Consider the following 26,316-nt stretch of genomic DNA (forward strand, 5'->3'; position numbering starts at 1 on the left):
TCGGAGTGGGTCATGCGTGCCTCAACGAGCGGGAAGTCGAATTAGCCATCAAGCCTCAGCTTCCAGACCGGAAGCGAGCCAACGACGAAACACAGCGGTCCAGTACCGCCGCGTATGGCGTGGCTTTGCCCCGCGCGACTGAAAACGCGACAATGCAGGGGTTTCCCCGCCGCGCGCCCACCCTGACGGCGACGGGGGAAAGCGTGGGGCCCCGCCTCGCGCGCGACACGGTTGCACGTGGGCCGGCGCTGGCGCCGGCCTTCCCCTGAGCATTGCTACAGAGTCCAAGTCCCCCATGTCCAAGATCCTCTACACGCTGACCGACGAAGCACCGTTCCTGGCCACCCAGTCGCTGCTGCCGATCGTTGACGCCTACACCGCCACGGCCGGCATCGTGGTGGAAACCCGTGACATCTCGCTGTCCGGCCGCATCCTGTCGCAGTTCCCGGAACTGCTGTCCGACGCGCAGAAGGTCAGCGACGACCTGGCCGAGCTGGGCCAGCTGGCGACCACCCCGGACGCCAACATCATCAAGCTGCCGAACATTTCCGCCTCGGTGCCGCAGCTGAAGGCGGCCATCAAGGAACTGCAGGACCAGGGCTACCCGCTGCCGGATTACCCGGAAACCCCGGCCGACGACCAGCAGCGCGACTACAAGGCGCGCTACGACAAGGTCAAGGGCAGCGCGGTGAACCCGGTGCTGCGCGAAGGCAACTCCGACCGCCGTGCACCGCTGTCGGTGAAGAACTACGCGCGCAAGCACCCGCACCGCATGGGCGCTTGGGCGCCGGATTCGAAGTCGCACGTCGCGCACATGGCCGCCGGCGATTTCTACGGCAGCGAAAAGTCGGCCACCCTGGCCAACGCCGGTTCGCTGAAGATCACCTTCCACGGCAACGACGGCAGCACCGCTGTGCTGAAGGAAAAGACCGCGGTCAAGGCCGGCGAGATCGTCGACGCCGCCGTGATGAGCCGCAAGGCGCTGGCCGCGTTCATCGGTGAGCAGATCGCCGATGCCAAGGCCCAGGGCGTGCTGTTCTCGCTGCACCTGAAGGCGACCATGATGAAGGTCTCCGACCCGATCATGTTCGGCGTGGCGGTCAATGAGTTCTACAAGGACGTGCTGGCCAAGCATGCCGACGTGCTCAAGCAGGCCGGTTTCGACGCCAACAACGGCATCGGTGACCTGGCTGCGCGCCTGCCGTCGCTGCCGGAAGCCACCCGTGCCGCGATCGAAGCCGACCTGGCTGCCGAGTACGCACAGCGCCCGGGCGTGGCCATGGTCAACTCGGACAAGGGCATCACCAACCTGCACGTGCCGAGCGACGTCATCGTCGACGCCTCGATGCCGGCGATGATCCGCGACTCCGGCAAGATGTGGAACGCCGAAGGCAAGCTGCAGGACACCAAGGCGGTCATTCCGGACCGCTGCTATGCCGGCGTGTACCAGGCCGTCATCGACGACTGCAAGGCGCACGGCGCCTTCGACCCGGCCACCATGGGCTCGGTGCCCAACGTCGGCCTGATGGCACAGAAGGCCGAAGAGTACGGCTCGCACGACAAGACCTTCCAGATCGCTGCCGATGGCGTGGTCAAGGTCACCGACGACGCCGGCAACCTGGTGTTCGAGCACACTGTGGAAGCCGGTGACATCTGGCGCATGTGCCAGACCAAGGACGCGCCGATCCAGGACTGGGTCAAGCTGGCCGTCGAGCGTGCCCGCCTGAGCAGCACCCCGGCCGTGTTCTGGCTGGATGCCGCCCGCGCCCACGACGCGCAGGTCATCGCCAAGGTCGAGCAGTATCTGAAGGACCACGACACCAACGGCCTGGACATCCGCATCCTGCCGCCGGTGGAAGCCACCGCGTTCTCGCTGGACCGCATCCGCAAGGGCGAGGACACCATCTCGGTGACCGGCAACGTGCTGCGCGACTACCTGACCGATCTGTTCCCGATCATGGAGCTGGGCACCAGCGCCAAGATGCTGTCGATCGTGCCGCTGATGGCCGGTGGTGGCCTGTTCGAGACCGGCGCCGGTGGTTCGGCCCCGAAGCACGTGCAGCAGTTCGTCGAAGAGGACTACCTGCGCTGGGATTCGCTGGGTGAGTTCCTGGCCCTGGCTGCGTCGCTGGAACACCTGGGCAACCGCTATGACAACGCCGCCGCCCGCGTGCTGGCCAAGGCGCTGGACGAAGCCAACGGCCAGTTCCTGGACAACGACAAGTCGCCGTCGCGCAAGCTCGGCGGCATCGACAACCGTGGCAGCCACTTCTACATCGCTCTGTACTGGGCGCAGGCCCTGGCCGCCCAGGACGAGGATGCCGCACTGAAGGCACGCTTCGCCCCGCTGGCCAAGGCGCTGACCGACAACGAGCAGAAGATCGTCGACGAGCTGATCGCAGTGCAGGGCAAGGCCGTGGACATCGGCGGCTACTACCGTCCGGACGTGGCCAAGGCCAGCAAGGCGATGCGCCCGAGCGCGACCTTCAACGCCGCGCTGGAGCTGCTGCGCGGCTGATCCGTCGCCGTTCGGCCGTGACCCCGGAACCCGCGCTTCGGCGCGGGTTTCTTTTCTGGCTCTGGGGTCAGATCCCTTTTGCCACGCAAAAGGGATCTGACCCCAGGCGATGAAACCGTGACTTCCGTCGGCTGTCGGAATGCCGTCAACGGGGCATGAAACTTGCCCGCGATAGCCGTCGCAGAACCGATCGGACACCGCCTGCAACCGCTCCCGATCTGAGCAGTCGATCACGACGGCTGCCGCTGGCGATGCCCTAGCCTTGGCGACGCGAGACCACCGGGGAGGTGGTCGCCCGGGGACACGGATGGCACGCGTGCTGGTAGTGGGAACCGACATCCAGGGCGAGAAGGCCCTGCTGCAACGGCTGCGCCTGGCGTCGGCACTGCCGGACGGCCAGGTCCGCCGCAGCCGGGACCTGGACGATTGCGACCTGCTGGTCATCCGCGATACCCCGGCACTGCGCAACGCGGCCCAGCGCATGCGCCAGCAGCGACCGCGCCTGCAATGCTGGATCGAGGACAACGGCGGCCAACTGCGCGACGGCGACGGACACCAGGATGTGCTCGACGACGGTGCCATCGGCCGCGCGCTGCGTCGCATGCAGTTGGCACCGGAGCCCCTGGCCATGCCCGCACCCGCGCTGATACGTCTGGCCGATGGCGCACACGCCATTACCCGCCTACTGCGCGAGCGGTTGCCGCTGCGCCATGGCCAGGCACTGTTGAGTGATGCGGGCGAGCCTTTGCTGCTGATGGATCTGGAGCACGACCAGGCCGTGCTGTTGCAGGAACCCGCGAGCGCGCTGGTGGAGCGCCTGGCCGATGCTTTCGAACGCCTGCAGCTGGATGCACTGACGCCAATGCGCCTGCAGGCGCTGGCTGGTGAGCGAACACGCCAGCCGCTGCGGCCGCTGTTGTGGCAATGGGCGCAACGCAGCCGCCACTGGCAGGCACTGGACGAACGCCTGCGCGGCGCTTCGGTGAAGCTGCTGCGCTGGCCGGATTTCCGCGTCCTGGGGCACGACCACGATGGATTCCGCCTGTGCTCGTTGCTGCTCAAGCGCGCCTGTACGGTTGAAGAATGCGCGATGCTGCTTGAGCTGCCGGCGGCGGCCGTTCGCGATTTCATCCACGCGGCCTACCTGTGTGGCTACGCGCAGCTGCAGGCCGCCCCGGCGGCGCCGATGATGGCGACCGGTGGCACCCGCACCGACAACGGACTGCTTGCCCGCCTGTGGCGGCACCTGCGCGGGAGTGAGCGCAATGCGTGAGCACAAGGTGGTGGTGCTGGGCGGCATGGGCAGCGGCAAGTCGACGCTGGTGCGCAGCATCGCGGCCGGCGCGGTAGTCGACACCGATGTGGCCAACAGTGATCGCCTCGGTGCCGACAAGGCCTCCACCACCGTCGCGCTGGACTATGCAGACATCGACCTGCCCAACGGAGAACGCCTGCGTCTGTACGGAACGCCCGGCCAGCAGCGTTTCGATTTCCTGTGGCCGATCCTGCTACAGGGTGCACGGGGCGCGGTACTGTTGCTGGACGCACGTCGCGTCGGCATTGCCAGCGAGCTGCAGGACTACCTGCAGGTGCTGCAGCCGTTCGCATCATCCCTGGCACTGGTCGTGGCGGTCACCCACCTGGACCAGGCGCCACAGGCGGCGCTGGATGACTGGGCCGCCCGTGCCTGCCTCGATGACCAGCCGCTGCCGCTACTGGCCGTGGATGCCCGTGACCGCGAACAGGGACTGCTGCTGATGGATGTACTGATGAGCGAAATGGAAGCACACGCACTGGTGGCCGCGCATGGGTGACGGGCAGATGGCGGTACTGCCCGATGCGGGCCAGCGTGAGCGCCTGCAGCCGCTGCTGCAGGACCTGCAGCAGCGGGTGGAGGGCGTGCGCACGGTGGTGCTGGCCAGCGTCGATGGCTTTGCCCTGGTCAGCGCCGGTGCCGAAGGACGCGGCGAACGGCTGGCGGCGATGACCAGCGCGATGCTGGCGTTGGCCGCAGCGGTGGGGCGCGAACTGCTGCTGGGCGATCTGCAGACGCTGATGCTGGAAGCGATGGGCGGGAAGGTGCTGATGCTGGCGATCCAGGCCGAGGGACGTGCACCGCTGCTGCTGATGGCGGCCTGCGACCAGCGCAGCGTGATCGGCCAGGTGCTGTGGCAGAGCAGGGAATGTGGCCAGGCGATCCTGGCCGAACTCGGCGGATCGTGAGCCCGGCCGCAGGGGAACGAGGGGCTCGAACCAACATCGACAAGGGGTGCGACGTGGCTGGATTGAATGAATCGTTGAACGCACTGATGGGCATCGACGGCGCGCAGGCAGTGGCGCTGGTCGACTACGAAAGCGGCATGCTGCTGGGCGAAGCCGGTGCCGGCATGGACATGGAGGTGGCCGCTGCCGGCAACACCGAAGTGATCCGGGCCAAGATGAAGACCGCCGCCTCGTTGAACCTCAATGACAGCATCGAGGATATCCTGATCTCGCTGGGCAAGGCGTACCACATCATGCGACCGGTCGCGAAGAAGAAGGGACTGTTCTTCTACATCGTGCTGGACCGGACCAAGTCCAACCTTGCACTGGCCCGACGCAAGGTGCAGGACGTGGAGGCCGAACTGGCGATCTGAGCCGGTAGTGCCGGCCGCTGGCCGGCGTCTGCATCGATCCATCGACGGTCCAGGTGCTGCCGGCCAGCGGCCGGCACTACCTTCGCACTCGACGCCATTGCACACGCCAGCGTATGGTGAAGCCGGTCCTCCCGGCTGAGTCCTGCATGTCCGAGCCTGATATCGATGCCGAGCTGGCGTCGCGCATCGCTGGCGCCATCCACGCTGGCTTCGAGCAGTACCACGCCCGCTTTGCGGCGATCACCGCTCGTGCGCGGCAGCGTTTCGAGCAGCGCGACTGGGCGGCTGCGCGCCAGGATGCAGTCGAGCGCATCGCGCTGTACGACCTGTGCATTGCCGAACAGATGGATGCACTGCGGCGCCTTGCCGGCGAAGCAATCGGGGAGCGCGCATTGTGGCTGCAGGTGCATGCACGCTACAGCGCATTGCTGCGGGGGCTGATCGATGCCGAACTGTACAAGACCTTCTACAACACGCTGTCGCGGCGCTTGTTCTCCACCCGTGGCGTGGACCCGGCGCTGGAGTTCATCGCCTTTGACGTCGAGCCGTCCGATGCGATCACCCATCCGGTTGCGCGGCATACCTACGCGGTTTCACCCACGCGGCCGGTGGAGGCCCTGCAGCGCGTGTTGGCCGATTACCGCTTCGACATTCCGTATGCGCACCAGCTGCGCTGCGCGGCGGCCATCGCCGTGCGCCTGCAGGACGATCTGGCCCACTGGGGCGATACGCCGGTGCGCAGCATCGAGCTGCTCGACACCGTGTTCTATCGCGAGCGCCGCGCCTATCTGGTGGGCCGCGTGTTCGGCGAGCACCGCTTCTCACCCTGCGTGATCGCACTGGTCAACGATGAGCGTGGACTGCGTGCCGACGCGGTGCTGACCCGGCGCCGCGACGTCGCCCATCTGTTCGGCGTGTCGCGCAGTTATTTCCAGGCCGACCTTGCCACGGTGGGCGATGCGGTGGTGTTCCTGCGCAGCCTGCTGCCGGGCAAGCCCATCGATGAGATCTACACCGTGCTGGGCCGTGCCAAGCAAGGCAAGACCGAGCGCTACCGCACCTTCTTCCGCCACTTCAACGAGCATCCGCAGGAGCGGCTGGTGCCCGCCGAAGGCACGCCGGGCATGGTCATGGCGGTGTTCACCCTGCCCAGCTATCCGCTGGTGTTCAAGCTGATCCGCGACCGCTTCGCCTGGCCCAAGGCGATGTCGCGGCGGCAGGTGGAAGAGAAGTACGCGCTGGTGTTCAACCTCGACCGTGTCGGCCGCCTGCTCGATGCGCAGCCGTATCGCCACCTGCGCTTCCCGCGCGATCGCTTCGCACCGGCCTTGCTGGAGGAGTTGCTGCAGCAATGCGCGCAGACCGTGCGGGTCGATGGCGACCATGTGGAAGTCGCACTGTGCTACGTGCAGCGCCGTTTCCGGCCATTGAATCTGTACCTGCGCGAGCAGGGGGGCGAGGCGGTGCGCGCAGCGGTACTCGACTATGCGCAGGCGATCACCGACATGGCGCGCAACAACATCTTCCCCGGCGACATGCTGCCGAAGAACTTCGGCGTATCGCGGCATGGCCGGGCCGTGTTCTACGACTACGACGAGCTGTGCCTGGTCAGCGACTGCGTGTTCCGCGCATGGCCGCAGCCGCGTACGCCGGAGGAAGCCATGGCCGATGAACCCTGGTTCCATGTCGGTCCACGCGACGTGTTTCCCGAGCGCTTCGGCCCGTTCATGGGGCTGCCCGCCAGCGAACTGGCGGCGGTGAGGGAGCACTACCGGCACCTGTTCGATCCGGCGTGGTGGCAGGACCTGCAGGCGCGCTTCGCCGAGGGGAACTATCCGGATACGCCGCCCTACGCGGCGGCCCATCGCCTGGCCTGAACGGCGTGGCGTGAAGCACGTGCCGGTCCGGTCAGGATTGCGGTACGCTCGGTGCTCACTTCATCACCACGGATCCGGCAATGATGCGTTCCCCCCTGTTCCTTGCGCTGGCCCTGGCGTTCTCCGCAGGTGCCCCGCTGCTGCCATCCGAGGCCGTCGCCCAGAACGCGCGCGCCGTGCGCGCCACCGCCGAGATGAGCATGGCGCTGTCGGGCAGTATCGATGTGGCGGCCGACGGCTCGGTCAGCGCGCTGGTCCTGGACCAGAAGGCGATGCTCGCACCGGGTATTGCATCGTTCGTGGAGGGCACCATCCGTGGATGGCAGTTCGAGCCGACGCTGCGCGATGGCAAGCCGGTGGCGGTCCACGCACCACTGCGGGTGCGCCTGCGTGGCAAGCAGCAGGACGACGGCAGCTACCAGGTCAGCATGACCAGTGTCGACTTCAGTGAGTATGACCCGAAGGCTACCGATTCGGTGACCCGGAAGAACATGCCGCCACCGCGCTACCCCGAGGATGTCTTCCGCAGTGGCGGGCAGGGTGATGTGCTGCTGCTGGTCAAGGTGGCCCGCGACGGGACCGTGGCCGACGTCATTGCCGAACAGGTGAACATGACCGTGGTCGCGCCGGAGCGGACCCTGGCCAAGATGCGCGACCTGCTCGCCAAGGCCAGCATCAGCGGCGCCCGAAAGTGGACCTTCGTCCCGCCCACGACCGGCGAGAACAGCACGCGCGACTTCTGGACCGTACGCGTGCCGGTGAACTTCGCCCTGAACAGCGACGCCGGCAGCAACGGCAATGCCCAGCCGGAGCGCTATGGCCGCTGGCGTGCCTACATCCCCGGCCCACGCCAGGCCGCACCGTGGCGCAAGCCGGATGCCGTCGAACAGGCGGGCAGTGATCTGCTGCCGGCCGGGGGCGTGTACATGGTCGATGGCACCCAGCGCGGCCTGCGCCTGCTGACACCGTTGGCGCAACGCTGAGCCCGGCGCGGTGAAGCGGTCGGCCAGGCCGGCCGCTTTTCAGTCCGCGTACGGGTAGACCACCACCCGGTTGCGGCCCTGTTCCTTGGCCATGTACAGGGCCTTGTCGGCCAGCCGCAGCGCCTGCTCGGCATCGACATGGAAGCTGGGGAAGTGGGCCACGCCCAGTGACACGGTGATGGTGCCGACCGGCTCGAACGGATGATCGGCGATGTGCTGGCGCAGGCGCTCGCCGGCCTGGCGCGCAGAGTCGGTGCTGATGCCCGGCAACAGCAGCAGGAATTCCTCGCCGCCGGCACGGCAGAGGATGTCGCTGTCGCGCGAGTAGCGGCGCATCTGGTCGGCGATATGGACGATGGCCGCGTCGCCGACGTCATGGCCATGGCTGTCGTTGATCGATTTGAAGCGATCGATGTCCAGCGCCAGGATCGCGAACGGAATGCCCTGCACCTGCAGCGCATCCAGCGCCTGCTGCAGGCCGCGGCGATTGAGCAGGCCGGTCAGCGGATCGGTACGGTTGGCGCGGCTGAGCGTGCCGATGCGGTCCTGCAGCGCGTTGAAGCTGTGCAGCACGGCCTGCTTGAGCTGGGCCACCTCGAAGTACCAGGCGCGGATGCCGCTGACGTGGCTGATCGCGTTGCCGGTGTCCTCGCCACCCTGCACGTTTCGCGCCAGCTGCCACAGCGGCATCGAGATGCGACGGGCGAACCACCAGGTGACCAGCAGTGACAGCAGGCCGAGCGGGATCGCATTCCAGATCACCGCGGTCATCAACCGTGACAATGGCTGCAGCGTGGCCTCGGTCGGCCGCTGGGCGATGATGCCCCAGCCGGTGGCCGGCACCGGTGCATAGCCGGCCAGCATCGATACGCCCAGGTTGTTGCGGACCTGCTGCGCACCGCGTTCACCGCGCACGACTGCCTTCACCGCCGGGTTGCCGACCACGTAGTCGCCGACCCGCTTGCCATCGGCGTGGTACAGCAGGCGGCCATTGCGGTCCACCACGTACAGGTACGAGCCGTCGCGGTAGTAGTGCTTGCCCAGCAGCGTGTGCAGCGCACTGCGCTGGCGCAGGTAGAGGGTGCCGCTGACGTAGCCGCGATAGCGGCCCTGGCGATCGAAGATCGGGTGCGACAGCGAGACCAGCAGCTTGCCGGTGGTCGACTGGTAGGGATCGCTGATCATCGGCTGGCGCGCGGCCAGTGCGGCGTTGTTGCCGGCACTGTGAAGGATCTCGCCCTGCAGCTGCAGGGTCTGCGGCGAGGTGGCGATCACCAGGCCGTCGGCGTCGACCACCAGCGAGGAGTTGAAGCTGTTGGTCTGCAGCTGCAGCCGGCTGGCTTCATCCTGGGCCTGTGCCGGATCGAGATCATTCTGGCCGAGCCGGGTGGCGGCGTAGGCCAGCTCCTGCTGCGCGGCCAGCAGGAAATTCTGGGTGGTCTCGGCCAGTTTGGTGGCATAGACGCGGTTGGCCTCCAGCGTGTTGCCGACCAGCTGGTCGCGCTGCACGCGGTAACTGGCCAGCAGGGTATTGGCCAGGGCGATGATGGCGCTGAGCAGGGCCAGGGCGAGGATCAGCTTGCCCAGGTTGAGGCGGGGGGACAGCGTTCGCATGCGTCGACGGATCCGGCAGGAGGCTGGACCCGACCGGTTCTCCGGAAGGGGCGACAGCGGGAATCGGTGGCCACGCCCTTGGGGCCGGGCAGGGTATGGGGCGAATTATCGCCAAAAGTCAGCGGCGGCAAAGTGAAACAGGTCGCCCTGCAGGCGAAAAAAAACCTGCCGCAGCGGGCGGCAGGTTCTCTTCAATGCAATGGCGTGGATCAGCGCTTCATCGAACCGAAGAACTCGTCGTTGGACTTGGTGTTCTTCATCTTGTCCAGCAGGAATTCCATCGCGGCCATTTCGTCCATCGGATGCAGCAGCTTGCGCAGGATCCAGATCTTCTGCAGCAGTTCCGGTTCGATCAGCAGGTCTTCGCGGCGGGTACCGGAACGGTTGATGTCGATGGCCGGGAACACGCGCTTTTCAGCGATACGACGGCTCAGGTGCACTTCGCTGTTGCCGGTGCCCTTGAACTCTTCGTAGATCACCTCGTCCATCTTCGAGCCGGTGTCGACCAGCGCGGTGGCGATGATGGTCAGGCTGCCGCCTTCTTCCACGTTGCGCGCGGCACCGAAGAAGCGCTTCGGGCGGTGCAGGGCGTTGGCGTCCACACCACCGGTCAGCACCTTGCCCGAGCTCGGCACCACGTTGTTGTAGGCGCGGGCCAGGCGGGTGATCGAGTCGAGCAGGATCACCACATCCTTCTTGTGCTCGACCAGGCGCTTGGCGCGCTCGATGACCATTTCGGCCACCTGCACGTGGCGCGCGGCCGGCTCGTCGAAGGTCGAGCTGATGACCTCGCCGCGCACGGTGCGCTGCATTTCGGTCACTTCTTCCGGGCGCTCGTCGATCAGCAGCACGATCAGGTGCACGTCCGGATGGTTGGTGGTGATGGCGGTGGCGACCTGCTGCATCATCATCGTCTTGCCGGCCTTCGGCTGCGACACGATGAGCGAGCGCTGGCCCTTGCCCTGCGGCGCCATCAGATCGAGGATGCGGCCGGTGATGTCTTCCGACGAACCGTTGCCACGCTCAAGGGTGAAGCGGCGGCGCGGGAACAGTGCGGTCAGGTTCTCGAACAGCACCTTGTTCTTCGACGCTTCGATCGGCTCGCCGTTGATGGTGTCGACGATGTTCAGCGCGAAGTAGCGCTCGCCGTCCTTCGGGAAGCGGATGCGGCCGGAGATGTGGTCGCCGGTGCGCAGGTTGAAGCGGCGGATCTGGCTGGGCGAGATGTAGGTGTCGTCAGGACCGGCCAGGTAGCTGGCTTCGGCCGCGCGCAGGAAACCGAAGCCATCCGGCAGGATTTCCAGCACACCATCGGCGGCGACGCCGTCACCGTGGCGGGTCAGCACCTTCAGCAGGGCGAAGATCACGTCCTGCTTGCGGGCACGGGCCACGCCTTCGGAGATCTGCAGCTGCTCGGCGATTTCCAGCAGCTTCTGTGCCGGCATGCGCTTGAGGTCGCTCAGCGAGTACACCGGGAAGCCCTCGGGCACGTTGGCGTGCGGGCGCGGCACGAACGGCTGCTGTTCGCCGCCGTCATTGGACATGCCATCGTCGCGGAAGCGGTTGTTGCGGTCACGGTCGCGGCGGTTGCGGAAGCGGTCGCGGCGGTTGCCCTGACCTTGCCCCTGGCCCTGCTGGCCGTTCTGGTTGTACGGGTTCTGGCCCTGGTTCTGGCCACCCCCCTGGTGATTCTGCTGCCGCGGCTGGCCGGATTCGCGGCCCTCGCCACCCTCGCCACCGCCACTGCTGGCAGGGGCCTCGGCGGCGGGCGCGCTCGGCGCAGGTGCTGCGGCCGGCGCCGGTGCTTCGGGCGCGGCGGCCAGCGGCAGGGTCGGCTGCGCCGGAGCGGCGCTGGTTTCTGCGGCTGCCGGGGCGGCGGCCTTGCTCACGCGGGGCTTGCGCACGCGCTTTTCGGCGGGCGCATCAGCGCTGCCGGTTTCGGAAGTGTTATCGGACAAGAGCGTTATTCCTCGCTTGACGGTGCGAGCGCCCGGCTGGGGCGGCGAACGTTGGGAATGGGTCTGGAAGAAACTGCGTCCAGAGGGTGCGGCACGCGAACGCGGCCGGATATGCCGACACTATCATCGGCCTGCGGCGCCATGCAAGGGTCGCCGGGAACAGCATTCATCATGGGCGTGGTGCGCCCGCCGGCAGCCGCGCTCGGCGGCTGCCGGAGACCGGCAGGATCAGGCCAGGGCCTTGTCCAGCAGGCCGGCCAGCTGGGCCTTGCCCACCGCACCGATCTGCTCGCCGACCTTCTCGCCATCCTTGAACACGACCAGGTACGGAATCGAACGCACGTGGTACTTCGCGGCCAGCGCACGGTTGTGGTCAACGTTGACCTTGGCGATCTTGGCGCGGCCCTGGTAGGCATCGGCCAGCTCGTCCAGCGCCGGGGCGATCATCTTGCAGGGGCCACACCACTCGGCCCAGAAATCGACCAGCACCGGTTCCTTGGAATTCAGTACTGCGCTATCAAAGTCGGCGTCGCCGACATGTACAACCTTGTCGCTCATCTTGGTTTCTCGTCTTGGATTGCACCCGGCCATGCCGGAGGTGGGTGAACTGGGCCTTGCCCGGTGGCGCGACCCTCGTCGTTGCCTCGCGGCGCACTGCCGCGGTGCGTTCGGCGGGATGCCTGGACGCTCACGGCCGGCAGTGTACCCCTATCGCGGGGCAGGGACAGGCGCCGTCTGGAACCCAGCGTATCGTGATCGCTTCGATGCCCGGTATGTGTCGGATTTCACTGTCCTCCTGTACATGGGGCTGGCAGTGCGCGACACCAGCGCCCCAGACCGGGCCGTTCAAGTCCAGTGTGGCTGGGTGAAGGTGGCGTCTCCGGGTGCCGTGAGACACCGCATTCCGGTTTGCCTGCCCGAGTGCGTTAAACTGGGACATTGTGCGGCGCACGGACCGAGGGGTCCCGGCCTGCCAACCCGCCGCAGGGGCCGCAGTTTGCGACGGTTCCCCTAGACGCTGAAGTGCCAGCCGCCCCAAGGGCCGGCGGCCATACCAAGACGGACTCATGAGCGACAAACCGCTGACCGATTTGACCTTTTCCTCCTTCGAGCTGCATCCGGCCCTGCAGGCCGGCCTTGAAGGAGCCGGATTCACCCGCTGCACCCCGATCCAGGCGCTGACCCTGCCGGTCGCGCTGCCCGGTGGTGATGTTGCCGGCCAGGCCCAGACCGGTACCGGCAAGACCCTGGCCTTCCTGGTCGCTGTCGTGAACCGCCTGCTGACCCGTCCGGCGCTGGCCGACCGCAAGCCGGAAGACCCCCGCGCCCTGATCCTCGCCCCGACCCGTGAGCTGGCCATCCAGATCCACAAGGATGCGGTGAAGTTCGGTTCCGACCTGGGCCTGCGTTTCGCCCTGGTCTACGGTGGCGTGGATTACGACAAGCAGCGCGAGCTGCTGCAGCAGGGTGTGGACGTGATCATCGCCACCCCGGGCCGCCTGATCGACTACGTCAAGCAGCACAAGGTGGTTTCGCTGAATGCCTGCGAGATCTGCGTGCTCGACGAAGCCGACCGCATGTTCGATCTGGGCTTCATCAAGGACATCCGCTTCCTGCTGCGCCGCATGCCGGAACGCACCATCCGCCAGACCCTGCTGTTCAGCGCCACCCTCAGCCATCGCGTGCTGGAGCTGGCCTACGAGCACATGAACGAGCCGCAGAAGCTGGTGGTCGAAGCCGAGACCATCACCGCTGCCCGCGTGCGCCAGCGCATCTACTTCCCGGCCGACGACGAGAAGATCCCGCTGCTGCTGGGCCTGCTGTCGCGCAGCGAAGGCGCGCGGACCATGGTGTTCGTCAACACCAAGGTGTTCGTCGAGCGCGTCGCCCGCTCGCTGGAGAAGGCCGGCTACCGTGTCGGCGTGCTGTCCGGCGATGTGCCGCAGAAGAAGCGCGAGAGCCTGCTCAACCGCTTCCAGAAGGGCCAGCTGGAAATCCTGGTGGCCACCGACGTCGCCGCCCGTGGCCTGCACATCGATGGCATCAAGTACGTCTACAACTACGACCTGCCGTTCGATGCCGAAGACTACGTGCACCGCATCGGCCGTACCGCGCGCCTGGGTGAAGAAGGTGATGCGATCAGCTTCGCCTGCGAACGCTACGCGATGGGCCTGCCGGACATCGAGGCCTACATCGAGCAGAAGATTCCCTCCGAGCCGGTCACCAAGGAACTGCTGACGCCGCTGCCGCGCCCGGAACGCCCGGCCCCGGCTGCAGGCGAGGAAGGCGAGGACAACGAAAGCGTCGGCCAGATCTTCCGTGAAGCGCGCGAAGCCCGCGCCGCCGAGGAAGAGCGTCGGGGTGGTGGCCGCAGTGGCGGTCGTTCCGGCAGTGGTGGTGGTCGTGGTGGCCGTGACGGCGAGCGCAGCGGCGAACGCCGTTCGCGCGGCCCGCGCAAGCCGCGCGTGGAAGGCGAGCAGGGCGCTGCCGCCCCGGTCGCCGGTGCTGAAGGCGCCGCCGCCACGGCCCCGCGTCCGCCGCGCCCGCCGCGCGCCGAAGGCGCACCGGAAGGTGCCGTGGATGGTGAGCACAAGCCGCGCAAGCGCCGTCGTCGTCGCCATGGCCGTCCGGTCGAGGGTGCCGAGGGCGTGCAGGCCAACGCCGGCAACGGCGCGAGCCCGGTGACCCCGGTGCAGGTGGTGGCCAAGCCGGTGCGTACCGCCGCCGATACCGGCGATTCGTTCCTGACCCGCATCGGCCGCAAGATCCGCCGGATGCTGTCGGGCAACTGATCCGCCGATGGGGGTGCCCCATGGGGCAGGGTAGTGCCGGCCGCTGGCCGGCAACCCACGAAGCTGCCGGCCAGCGGCCGGCACTACCTATGGCGTGACCATCTCCACGCCGTCGCGCCGGTCCTGCATAATCGGGGCATGAGTGTCCTGCGCTTCGACAATGTCAGCAAACAGTACGCCGGTGGCCACGAGGCACTGACCGATGTCAGCTTCGAGGTCGCGCCGGGCGAGATGCTGTTCGTCACCGGCCATTCCGGTGCGGGCAAAAGTACGCTGCTCAAGTTGATCCACCTCGACGAGCGGCCCAGCCGTGGCGCGGTGGTGTTCGACGAGCGCAACCTGCTGAAGGTGCGCGGCGGCGACGTGCCGCGCCACCGACGCGCGGTGGGGGCGGTCTACCAGGACCACCGCCTGCTGATGGACCGCTCGATTGCCGAGAACGTGGCGCTGCCACTGATCCTGCGTGGTACCCGCCGTGGCGACATCAACAAGCGCGTGCGTTCAGTGCTCGAGCGCATGGGCCTGGGCCATCGTGAGAAGGCACTGCCCTCGCAGTTGTCGGCCGGCGAGCAGCAGCGCGTCGGCATCGCCCGTGCCATCGTCGGCGAGCCCAAGCTGCTGGTGGCCGATGAGCCGACCGGCAATCTCGACCCGACCCTGGCAGCGGAGATCATGGCCCTGTTCGCCGAGCTGCCCTCGCGCGGCACCAGCGTGCTGGTGGTCAGCCACGACCTGCCGCTGCTGCGCCGCATGCGCAAGCGCGTATTGATCCTCGACCACGGCCGGCTGGTGGATGACATCTCGCCGCAGGACCTGGCGGAGTAACCGATGGCGAAGAACGAAAACAGCGAAGCCGCCGCCCCGTCGCGCGTGGGCGTCTGGTTCCAGCACCACGTGCACAGCGTGGTGTTCAGCCTGGGCCGCGCCTGCCGCAAGCCGTGGGCGACCCTGCTGACCGTGATGGTCATGGCGCTGGCCCTGGCGTTGCCGCTGGGGCTGTCGATCGCGCTGGACAACCTCAAGCAGTTCGCCGGCAGCGTGCAGCAGTCGCGCGACATCAACGTGTTCCTGAAGGGCAACATCGATGGTCCCGGTGCGCTTCGCCTGGCCGGCCAGCTGCGCGACCGCGATGACGTGGCCGAAGTGAATGTGCGCACACCCGAGCAGGGCCTGCAGGAACTGCGCGATGCCGGCCTCGGTGAGGCGATCGATGCGCTCAACGACAATCCGTTGCCCTCGCTGCTGGTGATCACCCCGGGCCAGGGCAAGGACGACGCACGCCTGGCACGCGCGCTGGAAAGCCTGCCCGAGGCCGACCTGGTGCAGCACGATGCGCTGTGGCGCCAGCGCCTGGACGCCTGGCTGGCGTTCGGTGCACGGCTGGTGCAGGTGCTGTCGGTGCTGCTCGGCGTGGGCGCCGCGCTGGTGGTCGGCAACACGGTGCGCCTTGACATCCAGGCCCGTCGCGAAGAGATCGGTGTGCTGCAGCTGCTCGGCGCGAGCGATGGCTTCATCCGCCGCCCGTTCCTGTACCTGGGCGCGTGGTACGGGCTGGGCGCCGGCGCGGTAGCGCTGGCCCTGATCGGCGCCGCCGGTGCCGCCCTGCGCGTGCCGCTGGCCGAACTCTCGCGCAGCTACGGCAGCCCGTTCGTGCTGCATGGCCTGGACCTGCTGCACGGCGGCCTGGTCCTGGTCGGCACACTGCTGCTGGGCTGGCTGGGCGCCTGGCTGGTGACCGGCCACTTCCTCCGCCAGACCCGCCCGACCGACACCTGAGACCGGCATGCAACCGCAAGCGCTGAAGCACCTTGAAGGGCCCGCGACGCGGGTGATGGTGGTCGATGGTTCGAAGCTGGTCCGCAAGCTGATCGCCGATGTCCTGCAGCGTGACCTGCCGGGCGTGGAGGTGATCGGCTGCGACAGCATCGAGGATGCGCAGCAGGCGCTGGCGCAAGGCCCGGTGGACCTGGTGACGACCTCGCTGACCCTGCGCGATGGCGACGGCCTGGCGCTGGCGCGGATGGTGCGCGAAGCCGCCGGCCAGGCCTATGTGCCGGTGATCGTTGTGTCCGGCGATGCCCAGCAGCACCTGGAGCAGCGTCGCTTCACCGAGTACGTCACCGACTATTTCGACAAGGCGCTGGGCCATGAGGCACTGGCGACCTTCATCCGTGGCTATGTGCAGCCGCAGACCATCCCCGGCGCCACCATCCTCTACATCGAGGACAGCCGCGTGGTGGCCGAGGCCACCAAGCGCATGCTTGAGCGGCAGCAGCTGAACGTACTGCACGTGGTCAGCGCCGAAGAGGCATTCACCCTGCTCACTGCCGAGTCGCTGGGCCGCAGCCGCCACCGCATCGATCTGGTGCTGACCGATGTCACCCTGAAGGGCGAACTGAGCGGGCGCGACGTGGTGCAGCGCGTGCGCGTGGACTTCGGTTACGGCAAGCGCCGCCTGCCGGTGCTGGTGATGACCGGTGACGGCAACCCGCACAACCAGACCGGGCTGCTGCAGTCCGGTGCCAATGACCTGGTGCTCAAGCCGATCGAAGAGCGGCTGCTGGTCACCAAGGTGCTGTTCCAGCTGCGCCTGGCCCGATTGAACGATGGACCCCTGATTCGATGATGGATGAAGTAGCCGACACCCCGACGATCCAGCTGGAACCGAGCTGGAAGCAGCATGTCGGCGATTACCTGCTGCAGCCGCAGATGCGCGAGCTGTCCAGCTTCCTGCGCCAGCGCAAGGCCAGTGGCGCGGCGGTGTTCCCGCCCGGCCCGCAGATCTTCGCCGCGTTCGACGCCACGCCGTTCGAGCAGGTGAAGGTGGTGATCCTCGGGCAGGACCCGTATCACGGCCGCGGCCAGGCGCATGGCCTGAGTTTCTCGGTGCCGCCGGGCGTGCCGGTGCCGCCGTCGCTGCTGAACATCTACAAGGAGATCGAGAGCGATCTCGGCATCCCGCGCCCGGACCACGGCTGCCTGATTCCGTGGGCGCAACGTGGGGTGCTGCTGCTCAATGCCGTGCTGACGGTGGAAGAGGGCAAGGCTGGTGCCCACCAGGGACGTGGCTGGGAGGGCTTCACCGATCACGTGGTGGATGTGCTCAACCGCGAACGCGAAGGCCTGGTGTTCATGCTGTGGGGCGCCTATGCGCAGCAGAAGGGCAAGGTCATCGACACCCGTCGCCATCGCGTGCTGAAGTCGCCGCACCCGTCGCCGCTGTCGGCCCATCGTGGCTTCCTCGGCTGCCGGCATTTCTCGATGGCCAACGAGTACCTGCAGCGCCGCGGCCAGGCCCCGATCGACTGGTCGCTGCCGCCGCGTTCGGCGCTCTGAGCACCGTCGGGCTGCTGGGCCTGAACACCGGGCAACGTCTCCGGGCCTGAATGGGTCTGCAGAACGGCCCGTTCAGCTCCGCTTGACTGAAATCGGCCGGTTTCTGCCAGGTAATTGCTTGAATTCCAAGGGATTGTGAATCCCGAAAAGCATGCTCGCCACTGTCATCAAATCGCGCTACGGTAGGGCTCTGTTTGGGACCAGTGTTGCATCAATAGGATGCTGGAACTTTTTCCTCCTTTAGCAGTCCAAATCCCGGACTGCTAAGATGGGTGCCTATGAGCCAGAACACCTCTACTGCCCTTGTGGCAAACAATCTCCCGATTCCCAGTGCGCTCGGTTCGCTGGACGCCTACATCGGTGCCGTGCACCAGATCCCGGTGCTGTCGGTCGATGACGAACAGGACCTGGCCCGTCGTTTCCGCGACGGCAACGATCTGGACGCCGCCCGCGAGCTGGTGCATTCGCACCTGCGCTTTGTGGTCCACGTGGCCCGCGGCTACAACGGCTACGGCCTCGCGCTGGGTGACCTGATCCAGGAAGGCAACATCGGCCTGATGAAGGCGGTCAAGCGCTTCGACCCGGACATGGGCGTGCGCCTGGTCTCCTTCGCCGTGCACTGGATCCGTGCCGAAATGCACGAGTTCATCCTGAAGAACTGGCGCATCGTGAAGGTCGCCACCACCAAGGCGCAGCGCAAGCTGTTCTTCAACCTGCGCAAGTCGAAGACGCGCCTGGGCTGGATGAACGCGGCTGAAGTCAGCGCGGTGGCCAAGGACCTGAACGTGTCCGAGCGCGAGGTCATGGAAATGGAGTCGCGCCTGTCCGGTCGCGATATCGGTTTCGATGCGCCGACCGACGAGGACAACGAGCACGCCCCGCCGTCGCCGGCTGCGTTCCTGGTTGCCGATGACGAAGACCCGTCGATGGCCTACGAGCGCGAGGACAGCGAAGACAACCAGATGCAGCTGCTGCGCGAAGGCCTGGCCGAACTGGATGCGCGTTCGCGCGACATCATCCGTCGTCGCTGGCTGGATGCCGACAGCAAGGTGACGCTGCAGGAGCTGGCCGACGAGTACGGCGTGTCCGCCGAGCGCATCCGCCAGGTCGAGGCGAACGCGCTGAAGAAGATGAAGGCGCTGTTCACCGCGTAAGGCGGGATGGCGTTGAAGCTAGGAAAAGGCCCGGCATTGCCGGGCCTTTTCTTTTCGGAGGCGTCCTCATCCACGCATGGCGTGGATCTACCCAGTGTCAGTAGAGCCACGCCGCGCGTGGCTGCGGCACGGCGGTCACTCTTCGCGTGCGATCGCGCGCCAGCCGATGTCGGTGCGGTGGAACGCGTTGGCCCAGCTCACCTTGGCCACGCCGGCATAGGCCTTCGTCTGCGCATCACGCACGCTGTCGCCCAGTGCGGCCACGCACAGCACGCGGCCACCGGCACTGACCACCTGGCCCTGCGCATCCAATGCCGTACCGGCATGGAACACCTTGGCGCTGGCCGGCACGTCGCCGAGGCCGGAAATCACATCACCGGTGATCGGCGCTTCCGGGTAGGGCCTCGCGGCCAGCACCACGCCCAGTGACGGGCGCGCATCCCACTGCGCTTCTACCTGGTCCAGGCGGCCATCAATCGCCGCTTCCACCAGCTCGACCAGGTCCGACTGCAGGCGCAGCATCACCGGCTGGGTTTCCGGATCGCCGAAGCGCACGTTGAATTCAATTACCTTCGGCGCGCCGCTGGCATCGATCATCAGGCCGGCGTAGAGGAAACCGGTGAACGGGATGCCGTCGGCGATCATGCCCTGCACGGTCGGGTTCACCACTTCGCGCATCACGCGTGCATGCACCTCCGGCGTCACTACCGGCGCTGGCGAGTACGCGCCCATGCCACCCGTGTTGGGGCCGGTGTCGCCGTCGCCGACGCGCTTGTGGTCCTGCGAGGTGGCCATCGGCAGCGCATGCACGCCGTCCACCATCGAAATGAAGCTGGCTTCCTCGCCATCGAGGAATTCCTCGATCACCACGCGGGCGCCGGCATCGCCGAACGCGTTGCCGGAGAGCATGTCACGCACCGCGTCTTCGGCCTCGGCCAACGTCATTGCGACGATCACGCCCTTGCCGGCGGCCAGGCCATCGGCCTTGACCACGATCGGTGCACCCTTCTCGCGGATGTAGGCCAGGGCAGCGTCCACGTCGGTGTGCACGGCATAGAACGCGGTGGGGATGTTGTGGCGGGCCAGGAAGTCCTTGGCGTAGGCCTTGCTGCCTTCCAGCTGCGCGGCGGCGGCGGTCGGCCCGAAGATGCGCAGGCCGGCGGCGCGGAAGCGGTCGACCACGCCGGCCACCAGCGGTACTTCCGGGCCGACCACGGTCAACGCCACGCCTTCAGCCTGGGCCAGCGCCAGCAGGCCGTCGATATCGGTCACCTTCACCGCCACGTTGCGGCACTTGTCTTCGCTGGCGGTACCGGCGTTGCCGGGCGCCACGATCACGTCGGTGACACGGGAGGACTGGGCCAGCTTCCATGCCAGGGCGTGTTCGCGGCCGCCGGAGCCGATGACGAGGATCTTCATGGGACAGGGTTCTCGGATACGGAAAAGAAAAGCCGGGCAGGGCCCGGCTTGGTGATGCGGATCAGTGGCGGAAGTGGCGCACGCCGGTGAACACCATGGCCAGGCCATGTTCGTCGGCGGCGGCGATCACTTCGGAATCGCGCATCGAACCGCCCGGCTGGATGACCGCCTTGATGCCGGCGGCAGCGGCGGCATCGATGCCGTCGCGGAACGGGAAGAACGCATCAGAGGCCATCACCGAACCCTCGACCACCAGGTTCGCGTCGGCGGCCTTGATGCCGGCGATGCGGGCCGAGTACACGCGGCTCATCTGGCCGGCGCCGACACCGATGGTGCGGTTGTCCTTGGCATAGACGATCGCGTTGGACTTCACGAACTTGGCCACCTTCCAGGCAAACAGCAGGTCGGTGAACTGCTTGTCGGTCGGCGCCAGCTTGCTGACCACCTTCAGCTCGTCGCGGGTCATGCCGCGGTTGTCTGACGACTGCAGCAGCAGGCCCGAGCCGACGCGCTTGCTGTCGAAGTTGTTCAGACCGTCGCCATGCGGGATGCGCAGCACGCGTACGTTGGCCTTCTTCTGCGCGTACTCCAGCGCGGCCGGCTCGTAGTCCGGGGCAATCAGCACTTCCACGAACTGGCGGTCCAGGATCACCTTGGCGGTGGCGGCGTCCAGCGGCTTGTTGAAGGCGATGATGCCGCCGAAGGCGCTGGTCGGGTCGGTGGCGTAGGCCAGCTCGTAGGCATCGCCGTTGCCGGCGCCGACGGCCACGCCGCACGGGTTGGCGTGCTTGACGATGACGCAGGCCGGCGCATCGAACTGGCGCACGCATTCCCACGCCGCATCGGCATCGGCCAGGTTGTTGTAGCTCAGCTCCTTGCCCTGCAGCTGCTGGAAGGTGGCCAGCGTGCCCGGCACCGGGTACAGGTCGCGGTAGAACGCGCCGCTCTGGTGCGGGTTCTCGCCGTAGCGCAGGTCCATCACCTTCACGAAGGTGGAGTTCATCTGCGCCGGGTATTCGGCACGGGCCGGCACGGCGGCGTCGGTGGCGGTGATCGCCGACAGGTAGTTGCTGATCGCCGCATCGTACTGGGCGACGCGGTTGAACGCGGCCACCGAGAACGCGAAGCGGGTGGCAGCCGTCAGCTGGCCGTTGTTGGCCTCCAGCGAGGCCAGCAGCTCGGGGTACTGCGACGGGTCGGTGGCCACTGCCACGCGGGCGAAGTTCTTGGCCGCCGAACGCAGCATGGCCGGGCCGCCGATGTCGATGTTCTCGACCGCGTCGGCCAGGGTGCAGTCGGCCTTGGCGGTGACCGATTCGAACGGGTACAGGTTCAGCACCAGCAGGTCGATGGCGCCGATGCCGTGCTCGGCCATCACCGCGTCATCCAGGCCGGAGCGGCCCAGCAGGCCGCCGTGCACCATCGGGTGCAGGGTCTTGACCCGGCCGTCCATCATTTCCGGGAAACCGGTGACCTCGGCCACGTCCTTCACTGCCAGGCCCGCCTCGCGGATCGCCTTGGCGGTGCCGCCGGTGGACAGCAGCTCCACGCCGCGTGCCGCCAGCGCAGTGGCCAGCTCGACCAGACCGGTCTTGTCGGAAACGGAGAGGAGGGCCCGGCGGACGGGCAACAGATCAGCAGTCATGGGACGGAATCGGCAGCGGAGCGGGGCCGATATTGTAGGCGGTGGCGGCCGGTGGCGGGCGCTGGTGGTGGCAATCAACCCGCACCGATGGCCTGTGGCCGCCTTCAGCACCGTCTGGTCGGGGGCGGTCCGCAATCAATTCCATGGGGCACGCTGCCCCAATCGGGTAGGCTGTGCGGGAACTGCCAAGGATCAGCGGGTTCGGATCGTGTCGATCTATGCATTGAAAGGACGTTTTCAGGACCTCCTGCGTCCGGCCGTACGCGGCCTGTACCGCATGGGGATCACCGCCAATGCGGTGACCGTGGCCGCTGCCGTGGTTTCGCTGCTGGTGGCCGGCGCCGTCTGGTGCTGCGCGCCGGCTCAGACATGGCTGTACCTGCTGCTGCCGCTGTGGATGCTGCTGCGCATGGCGCTCAACGCGGTGGACGGCATGCTGGCCCGCGAATTCGGCCAGCAGTCGCGGCTGGGTGCCTATCTGAACGAATTGTGCGATGTGATCGCCGATGCGGCGCTGTACCTGAGCCTGCTCAGCGTGCCGGGCGTGCGCCCGGAGGCGCTGTGGCTGCTGGCCTGGACCGCGGCGCTGAGCGAATACGCCGGCGTGCTGGGGCTGATGGTCGGCGCCAGCCGCCGCTATGACGGCCCGATGGGCAAAAGCGACCGCGCCTTCGTGATCGGTGCGCTGGGCCTGCTGCTGGCGTTTGAGTGGGTTGGCGCGTTGACGGTCATGGGCGTGGCCGCGGCCATGGCGGTGCTGTGCGTGCTGACGATGATCAACCGGGTCCGTCGCGGACTGCGGGAAACCGCAGTTTCGCCAAATTAATCAAGCAGATAGAAAAAGACAATCAGGAGATTGCATGCGTCAGGCGCAGGAACGGGAATTCCACAGCTTCGACCAGGTACCGCTGTTCTACCGGTACTGGGCGGGCACCACCGCAGCGCCGGCCACCAAGGCCATCGTGCTGCTGCACCGCGGCCATGAACACTCCGGCCGGGTCACCCACCTGGTCGATGAGCTGGACCTGCCTGACACCGCCTTCTTCGCCTGGGATGCGCGCGGCAATGGCCGTTCGCCGGGCGCGCGTGGCGATGCACCGGGCTTTCCGGCGCTGGTGCGCGACCTGGACAGCTTCATCGCCCACATCGGCGCCGAGCATGGGATCGCGGTGGAAGACATCGTGGTGATCGCGCAGAGCGTGGGTGCCGTGGTCGCCGCCACCTGGGTGCACGACTACGCGCCACGCCTGCGCGCGCTGGTGATGGCCTCCCCGGCGTTCAAGGTGAAGCTGTACGTGCCGTTCGCACGCCCGGGCCTGGCATTGATGCAGAAGCTGCGCGGTAACTTCTTCGTCAACAGCTACGTCAAGCCGCAATGGCTGACCCACGATCCGGCGCGGGTGGAAAGCTACCGCACCGATCCGCTGATCACCCGGCCGATCTCGGTGCGCGTGTTGCTGGGCCTGTATGAGGCGGCCGATCGCATCGTCGCCGATGCGCAGGCCATCAGCGTGCCGGTGCAGTTGCTGGTGTCCGGCTCGGACTTCGTCGTGCACCGTGGCCCGCAGGACCGCTTCTACGAGCGCCTGTCCAGCCCGATCAAGGAGCGCGTGCATCTGCCGGGCTTCTTCCACGACACGCTGGGCGAGCGTGATCGGGCACCGGCACTGGCACGTATCCGCAGCTTCATCCAGGCGCGATTCGCCGAACCGTTGCGCGAGTTGTCGCGGCGCGATGCGCACCGCCATGGGCCGACATTTGAGGAGTCTGAAATCCTGGCCTGGCCGCCCGAGCGCAACAGCCTGGCCGACCTGCGCTGGCGCGTGGTGCGCGGTGGCCTGCGCTTTGGCGGCAGACTGTCCGAAGGCATTGCACTGGGCCTGCAGACCGGTTTCGATTCGGGCAGCACGCTGGACTACATCTATCGCGACGAAGCACGTGGCAAGGGCCCGTTGGGGCGCCTGGTCGACCGCAACTACCTGGATGCGATCGGCTGGCGCGGCATCCGCATTCGCGGTCGGCACCTGCAGGAACTGCTGCGCGATGCCGCCCAACGCCTGCGCGGGCAGGGCATGCCGGTGCGCGTGCTGGACGTGGCCGCTGGCCATGGCCGTTATGTACTGGAAGCGCTGGGCCAGGGCGAGCAACGCGCCGAGCGCATCGTGCTGCGCGACTTCAGCGGTCTGAACGTGACCCAGGGCCAGGCGCTGATCGAGCGCCTCGGTGCGTCCGACATCGCCCGTTTCGAACAGGGCGATGCGTTCGATCCGGTGCAGCTGGCGCAGGTCGACCCGGCGCCGACGCTGGCGGTGGTATCGGGGCTGTACGAACTGTTCCCCGACAACGACGCCGTGCTGCGCTCGCTGCAGGGCATCGCCGCAACGGTGCCGACGGGTGGCTACCTGGCCTACACCGGCCAGCCCTGGCACCCGCAGCTGGAGTTCATCGCCCGCGCGCTGACCAGTCATCGTGGTGGCGCTGCTTGGGTGATGCGCCGCCGCACCCAGCAGGAAATGGATGAACTGGTGCGCCTGGCCGGCTTCGAGAAAGTGGCGCAGCGCATCGATGACTTCGGCATCTTCACTGTGTCGCTGGCACGCCGGACCGCGTGATGGCGACGCTGGCTGCAACTCCGCTTGCCACGGCGGGGCGCCCCTGGCGGCGCGCGCTGCTGTGGCTGGCCCTGCTGGGCCCGTTCTTCTTTGCCAGCTACGGCTTCGCCAACTGGGTGGCCGGCCGCCACGCCGAACTGCCGGTGATGGCGTTCGGCTGGGAAACGCAGATTCCGTTCGTGCCATGGACGATCGTGCCGTACTGGTCGATCGACCTGTTCTACGCGGTCTCGTTCTTCCTGTGCCGGCAGCGCCTCGAACTGGACCGGCACGCATTGCGGCTGTTCAGTGCACAGCTGATCGCCGTGAGCTGCTTCCTGCTGTGGCCGCTGCGCTTCAGTTTCGAGCGGCCGGAGATCGGCGGCGTGTTCGGTTGGCTGTTCGATGTGCTGCTGGGTTTCGACAAGCCGTTCAACCAGGCGCCATCGCTGCACATCGTGCTGCTGATCGTGCTGTGGGTGAAGTTCGCGCAGTACCTGCACGGTGCCTGGCGCTGGGTACTGCATGTGTGGGCGCTGCTGATCGGCGTCTCGGTGCTGACCACGTTCCAGCATCATTTCATCGACATCCCGACCGGGCTGCTGGCCGGCTGGCTGTGCGTGTGGCTGTGGCCGGAGCAGGGCACGCCACCGCTGCGGGCCTGGCGCATCGCGCGGCATGCCAAGCGGTGGCGATTGGCTGCGCTGTACCTGCTGGCGACCGCCGTGCTGCTGGTGCCGGTGGTCCTGCTGCGGGGTACGGCGTTGTGGCTGCTGTGGCCGGTGGTGTCGCTGATGCTGGTGGCGCTGGCGTATGCCGGGCTGGGCACGGCGGTGTTCCAGAAGCGCGCCGATGGTCGCCTGACCATGGCGGCACGCTGGCTGCTGGCACCGTACCTGGGCGCCGCCTGGGTCAACTCGCGGCTGTGGACACGGCGTGCGCCGCAGCCGGTGCCGGTGCTGGACGGCGTGTGGCTGGGCCGGATTCCCTGCACGGTATTGCCGGCACCTTTGGTGGCCGTGGTCGATGCCTGCGCCGAGCTGTCCTGCTGCGCGCCGGGTGCGGCGTATGGCAGCGTGCCGATGCTGGACCTGGTGGTGCCCACGCCGGAGCAGCTGCGCGAGGCCGCCGAGGCCATCGAGCGTCTGCGGCCGCAGGGGCCGTTACTGGTGTGCTGTGCACTGGGCTATTCGCGCAGTGCCGCCAGCGTGGCGACGTGGCTGCTGCGCACGGGCCGTGCCGCGGAAGTCGGAGCGGCGGTCGCCATCGTGCGTGCGGCACGCCCCGGCATCGTGCTGGGCCCGGAGCATCTGCAAGCCATCACCGCAGCGGCTGGAGTGCGCGCATGAGTGCCGTTCCCGATCTGGCGACCATGCAACTGCTGCTGCGCCAGGGACGCTGGCCCGCGCTGCTGTCGCTGGGGCTGCTGCTGGTGGCGCTGCTGCTGCTGGGCATCGAAGCGGGGTTGGCGATGATCGCCGCCGGGCTGTTGCTGCTCAGTGTGGGCGCTGGGCTCGTGCAGGCCTACCATGCATGGCGGGTCGGGCTGGACGCGAGCCTGCTGCAGCTGTTGCGCGATGAAGGCCTGGAAGGCGAAGCCGCTGCACGCCGTACCGACCAGTTGCTGCAGGACAGTGGCCTGCGCCGCACACCGGCCGATGCGCCGCTGCGCGGCTGGGACGTGCGTTGGGCCGGCATGCGCCGGCTGTTGCTGCGCCAGTACCTGCTGACGGCAGTGCAGGCCGCACTACTGGTACTGGCCGTAGTGTGGCCGCAGACGTGAACGGGAGGGA

Annotated in this window: 22 protein-coding genes; 17 read left to right on the forward strand and 5 right to left on the reverse strand. The window is 67.4% G+C overall.

Translation table 11 applies throughout. The features are described from left to right. Nucleotides 1–295 precede the first annotated feature (295 nt). From ACM0PB_RS04580 to ACM0PB_RS04610, 7 genes are all read left to right on the forward strand, one after another. Nucleotides 296–2,518, forward strand: a complete 2,223-nt coding sequence (locus tag ACM0PB_RS04580) for an NADP-dependent isocitrate dehydrogenase (RefSeq protein WP_139727826.1) — start codon at nt 296–298, stop codon at nt 2,516–2,518. A gap of 307 nt (nt 2,519–2,825) precedes the next feature. After that, nucleotides 2,826–3,791: a hypothetical protein gene (locus tag ACM0PB_RS04585; RefSeq protein ID WP_065178844.1), complete on the forward strand. Its 966-nt coding sequence runs from the start codon at nt 2,826–2,828 to the stop codon at nt 3,789–3,791. After that, on the forward strand, nt 3,784–4,332 hold the full coding sequence (locus tag ACM0PB_RS04590; RefSeq protein ID WP_065178843.1) for a GTP-binding protein: 549 nt from the start codon (nt 3,784–3,786) through the stop codon (nt 4,330–4,332). The genes ACM0PB_RS04585 and ACM0PB_RS04590 overlap by 8 nt, the downstream gene beginning before the upstream one ends. Further along, nucleotides 4,325–4,741: a roadblock/LC7 domain-containing protein gene (locus tag ACM0PB_RS04595; protein ID WP_065178842.1), complete on the forward strand. Its 417-nt coding sequence runs from the start codon at nt 4,325–4,327 to the stop codon at nt 4,739–4,741. Before ACM0PB_RS04590 ends, ACM0PB_RS04595 begins: the two co-directional genes overlap by 8 nt. 53 nt (nt 4,742–4,794) lie before the next feature. Next, complete coding sequence (locus tag ACM0PB_RS04600; protein ID WP_005419760.1) at nt 4,795–5,154, forward strand: hypothetical protein; 360 nt, start codon at nt 4,795–4,797, stop codon at nt 5,152–5,154. Nucleotides 5,155–5,300: 146 nt separating this feature from the next. Beyond that, complete coding sequence (gene aceK / locus ACM0PB_RS04605) at nt 5,301–7,031, forward strand: bifunctional isocitrate dehydrogenase kinase/phosphatase (protein WP_005419759.1); 1,731 nt, start codon at nt 5,301–5,303, stop codon at nt 7,029–7,031. 80 nt (nt 7,032–7,111) lie between these two features. Further along, complete coding sequence (locus ACM0PB_RS04610) at nt 7,112–8,014, forward strand: energy transducer TonB (RefSeq protein ID WP_414604736.1); 903 nt, start codon at nt 7,112–7,114, stop codon at nt 8,012–8,014. Between the two features lie 39 nt (nt 8,015–8,053). On the opposite strand, the gene ACM0PB_RS04615 is transcribed toward ACM0PB_RS04610, so the two are convergent. From ACM0PB_RS04615 to trxA, 3 genes are all read right to left on the reverse strand, one after another. After that, nucleotides 8,054–9,628, reverse strand: a complete 1,575-nt coding sequence (locus ACM0PB_RS04615; protein ID WP_005419756.1) for a sensor domain-containing diguanylate cyclase — start codon at nt 9,626–9,628, stop codon at nt 8,054–8,056. Between the two features lie 209 nt (nt 9,629–9,837). Further along, nucleotides 9,838–11,586: a transcription termination factor Rho gene (gene rho, locus ACM0PB_RS04620; RefSeq protein WP_053498291.1), complete on the reverse strand. Its 1,749-nt coding sequence runs from the start codon at nt 11,584–11,586 to the stop codon at nt 9,838–9,840. Nucleotides 11,587–11,814: 228 nt separating this feature from the next. Continuing rightward, a complete protein-coding gene (gene trxA / locus ACM0PB_RS04625; protein ID WP_005411275.1) occupies nt 11,815–12,144 on the reverse strand; it encodes a thioredoxin in 330 nt (109 codons plus the stop codon). Nucleotides 12,145–12,653: 509 nt separating this feature from the next. On the opposite strand from trxA, the gene rhlB reads away from it, so the two are divergent. The 6 genes from rhlB (at nt 12,654) to rpoH (ending at nt 18,868) form a co-directional block, all read left to right on the forward strand. Then, nucleotides 12,654–14,378, forward strand: a complete 1,725-nt coding sequence (gene rhlB / locus ACM0PB_RS04630) for an ATP-dependent RNA helicase RhlB (RefSeq protein ID WP_414604735.1) — start codon at nt 12,654–12,656, stop codon at nt 14,376–14,378. Nucleotides 14,379–14,516: 138 nt separating this feature from the next. Next, entirely contained in the window at nt 14,517–15,203 is a 687-nt protein-coding gene (ftsE, locus tag ACM0PB_RS04635; RefSeq protein ID WP_005419728.1) for a cell division ATP-binding protein FtsE, read from the forward strand. Between the two features lie 3 nt (nt 15,204–15,206). Further along, nucleotides 15,207–16,154, forward strand: coding sequence for a permease-like cell division protein FtsX (gene ftsX / locus ACM0PB_RS04640; RefSeq protein ID WP_005419726.1), 948 nt, complete (start codon nt 15,207–15,209; stop codon nt 16,152–16,154). A gap of 7 nt (nt 16,155–16,161) precedes the next feature. Continuing rightward, nucleotides 16,162–17,004, forward strand: coding sequence for a response regulator (locus tag ACM0PB_RS04645; protein WP_005411271.1), 843 nt, complete (start codon nt 16,162–16,164; stop codon nt 17,002–17,004). Continuing rightward, the gene (gene ung, locus ACM0PB_RS04650) at nt 17,001–17,714 is read left to right on the forward strand and encodes a uracil-DNA glycosylase (RefSeq protein WP_005419723.1); all 714 of its coding nucleotides are present in this window, start codon (nt 17,001–17,003) and stop codon (nt 17,712–17,714) included. Before ACM0PB_RS04645 ends, ung begins: the two co-directional genes overlap by 4 nt. A 278-nt stretch (nt 17,715–17,992) precedes the next feature. After that, entirely contained in the window at nt 17,993–18,868 is an 876-nt protein-coding gene (gene rpoH / locus ACM0PB_RS04655; RefSeq protein ID WP_005411269.1) for an RNA polymerase sigma factor RpoH, read from the forward strand. A gap of 135 nt (nt 18,869–19,003) precedes the next feature. On the opposite strand, the gene purD is transcribed toward rpoH, so the two are convergent. Together purD and purH are read right to left on the reverse strand one after the other, a co-directional pair. After that, nucleotides 19,004–20,287 (reverse strand): phosphoribosylamine--glycine ligase, encoded by a 1,284-nt coding sequence (gene purD, locus ACM0PB_RS04660; protein ID WP_171956155.1) that lies wholly within the window; start codon nt 20,285–20,287, stop codon nt 19,004–19,006. Nucleotides 20,288–20,348: 61 nt separating this feature from the next. Then, nucleotides 20,349–21,932 carry a bifunctional phosphoribosylaminoimidazolecarboxamide formyltransferase/IMP cyclohydrolase gene (purH, locus tag ACM0PB_RS04665; RefSeq protein ID WP_414604734.1) on the reverse strand — a complete coding sequence of 528 codons (1,584 nt, stop codon included), beginning with the start codon at nt 21,930–21,932 and terminating at the stop codon, nt 20,349–20,351. Nucleotides 21,933–22,140: 208 nt separating this feature from the next. On the opposite strand from purH, the gene ACM0PB_RS04670 reads away from it, so the two are divergent. Genes ACM0PB_RS04670 through ACM0PB_RS04685 form a run of 4 tightly spaced genes read left to right on the forward strand, consistent with a single transcriptional unit; the run spans nt 22,141 to nt 26,306 of the window. Then, entirely contained in the window at nt 22,141–22,758 is a 618-nt protein-coding gene (locus ACM0PB_RS04670) for a CDP-alcohol phosphatidyltransferase family protein (protein WP_414604733.1), read from the forward strand. Between the two features lie 34 nt (nt 22,759–22,792). After that, nucleotides 22,793–24,544: a bifunctional alpha/beta hydrolase/class I SAM-dependent methyltransferase gene (locus ACM0PB_RS04675; protein ID WP_065178832.1), complete on the forward strand. Its 1,752-nt coding sequence runs from the start codon at nt 22,793–22,795 to the stop codon at nt 24,542–24,544. Next, complete coding sequence (locus ACM0PB_RS04680; protein ID WP_065186302.1) at nt 24,544–25,872, forward strand: phosphatase PAP2/dual specificity phosphatase family protein; 1,329 nt, start codon at nt 24,544–24,546, stop codon at nt 25,870–25,872. The genes ACM0PB_RS04675 and ACM0PB_RS04680 overlap by 1 nt, the downstream gene beginning before the upstream one ends. Further along, on the forward strand, nt 25,869–26,306 hold the full coding sequence (locus ACM0PB_RS04685; protein WP_005419714.1) for a hypothetical protein: 438 nt from the start codon (nt 25,869–25,871) through the stop codon (nt 26,304–26,306). The genes ACM0PB_RS04680 and ACM0PB_RS04685 overlap by 4 nt, the downstream gene beginning before the upstream one ends. Nucleotides 26,307–26,316 lie beyond the last annotated feature (10 nt).

The sequence above is a fragment of the Stenotrophomonas sp. AR029 genome, assembly GCF_047520695.2.
Taxonomy (GTDB): Bacteria; Pseudomonadota; Gammaproteobacteria; order Xanthomonadales; family Xanthomonadaceae; genus Stenotrophomonas; species Stenotrophomonas sepilia.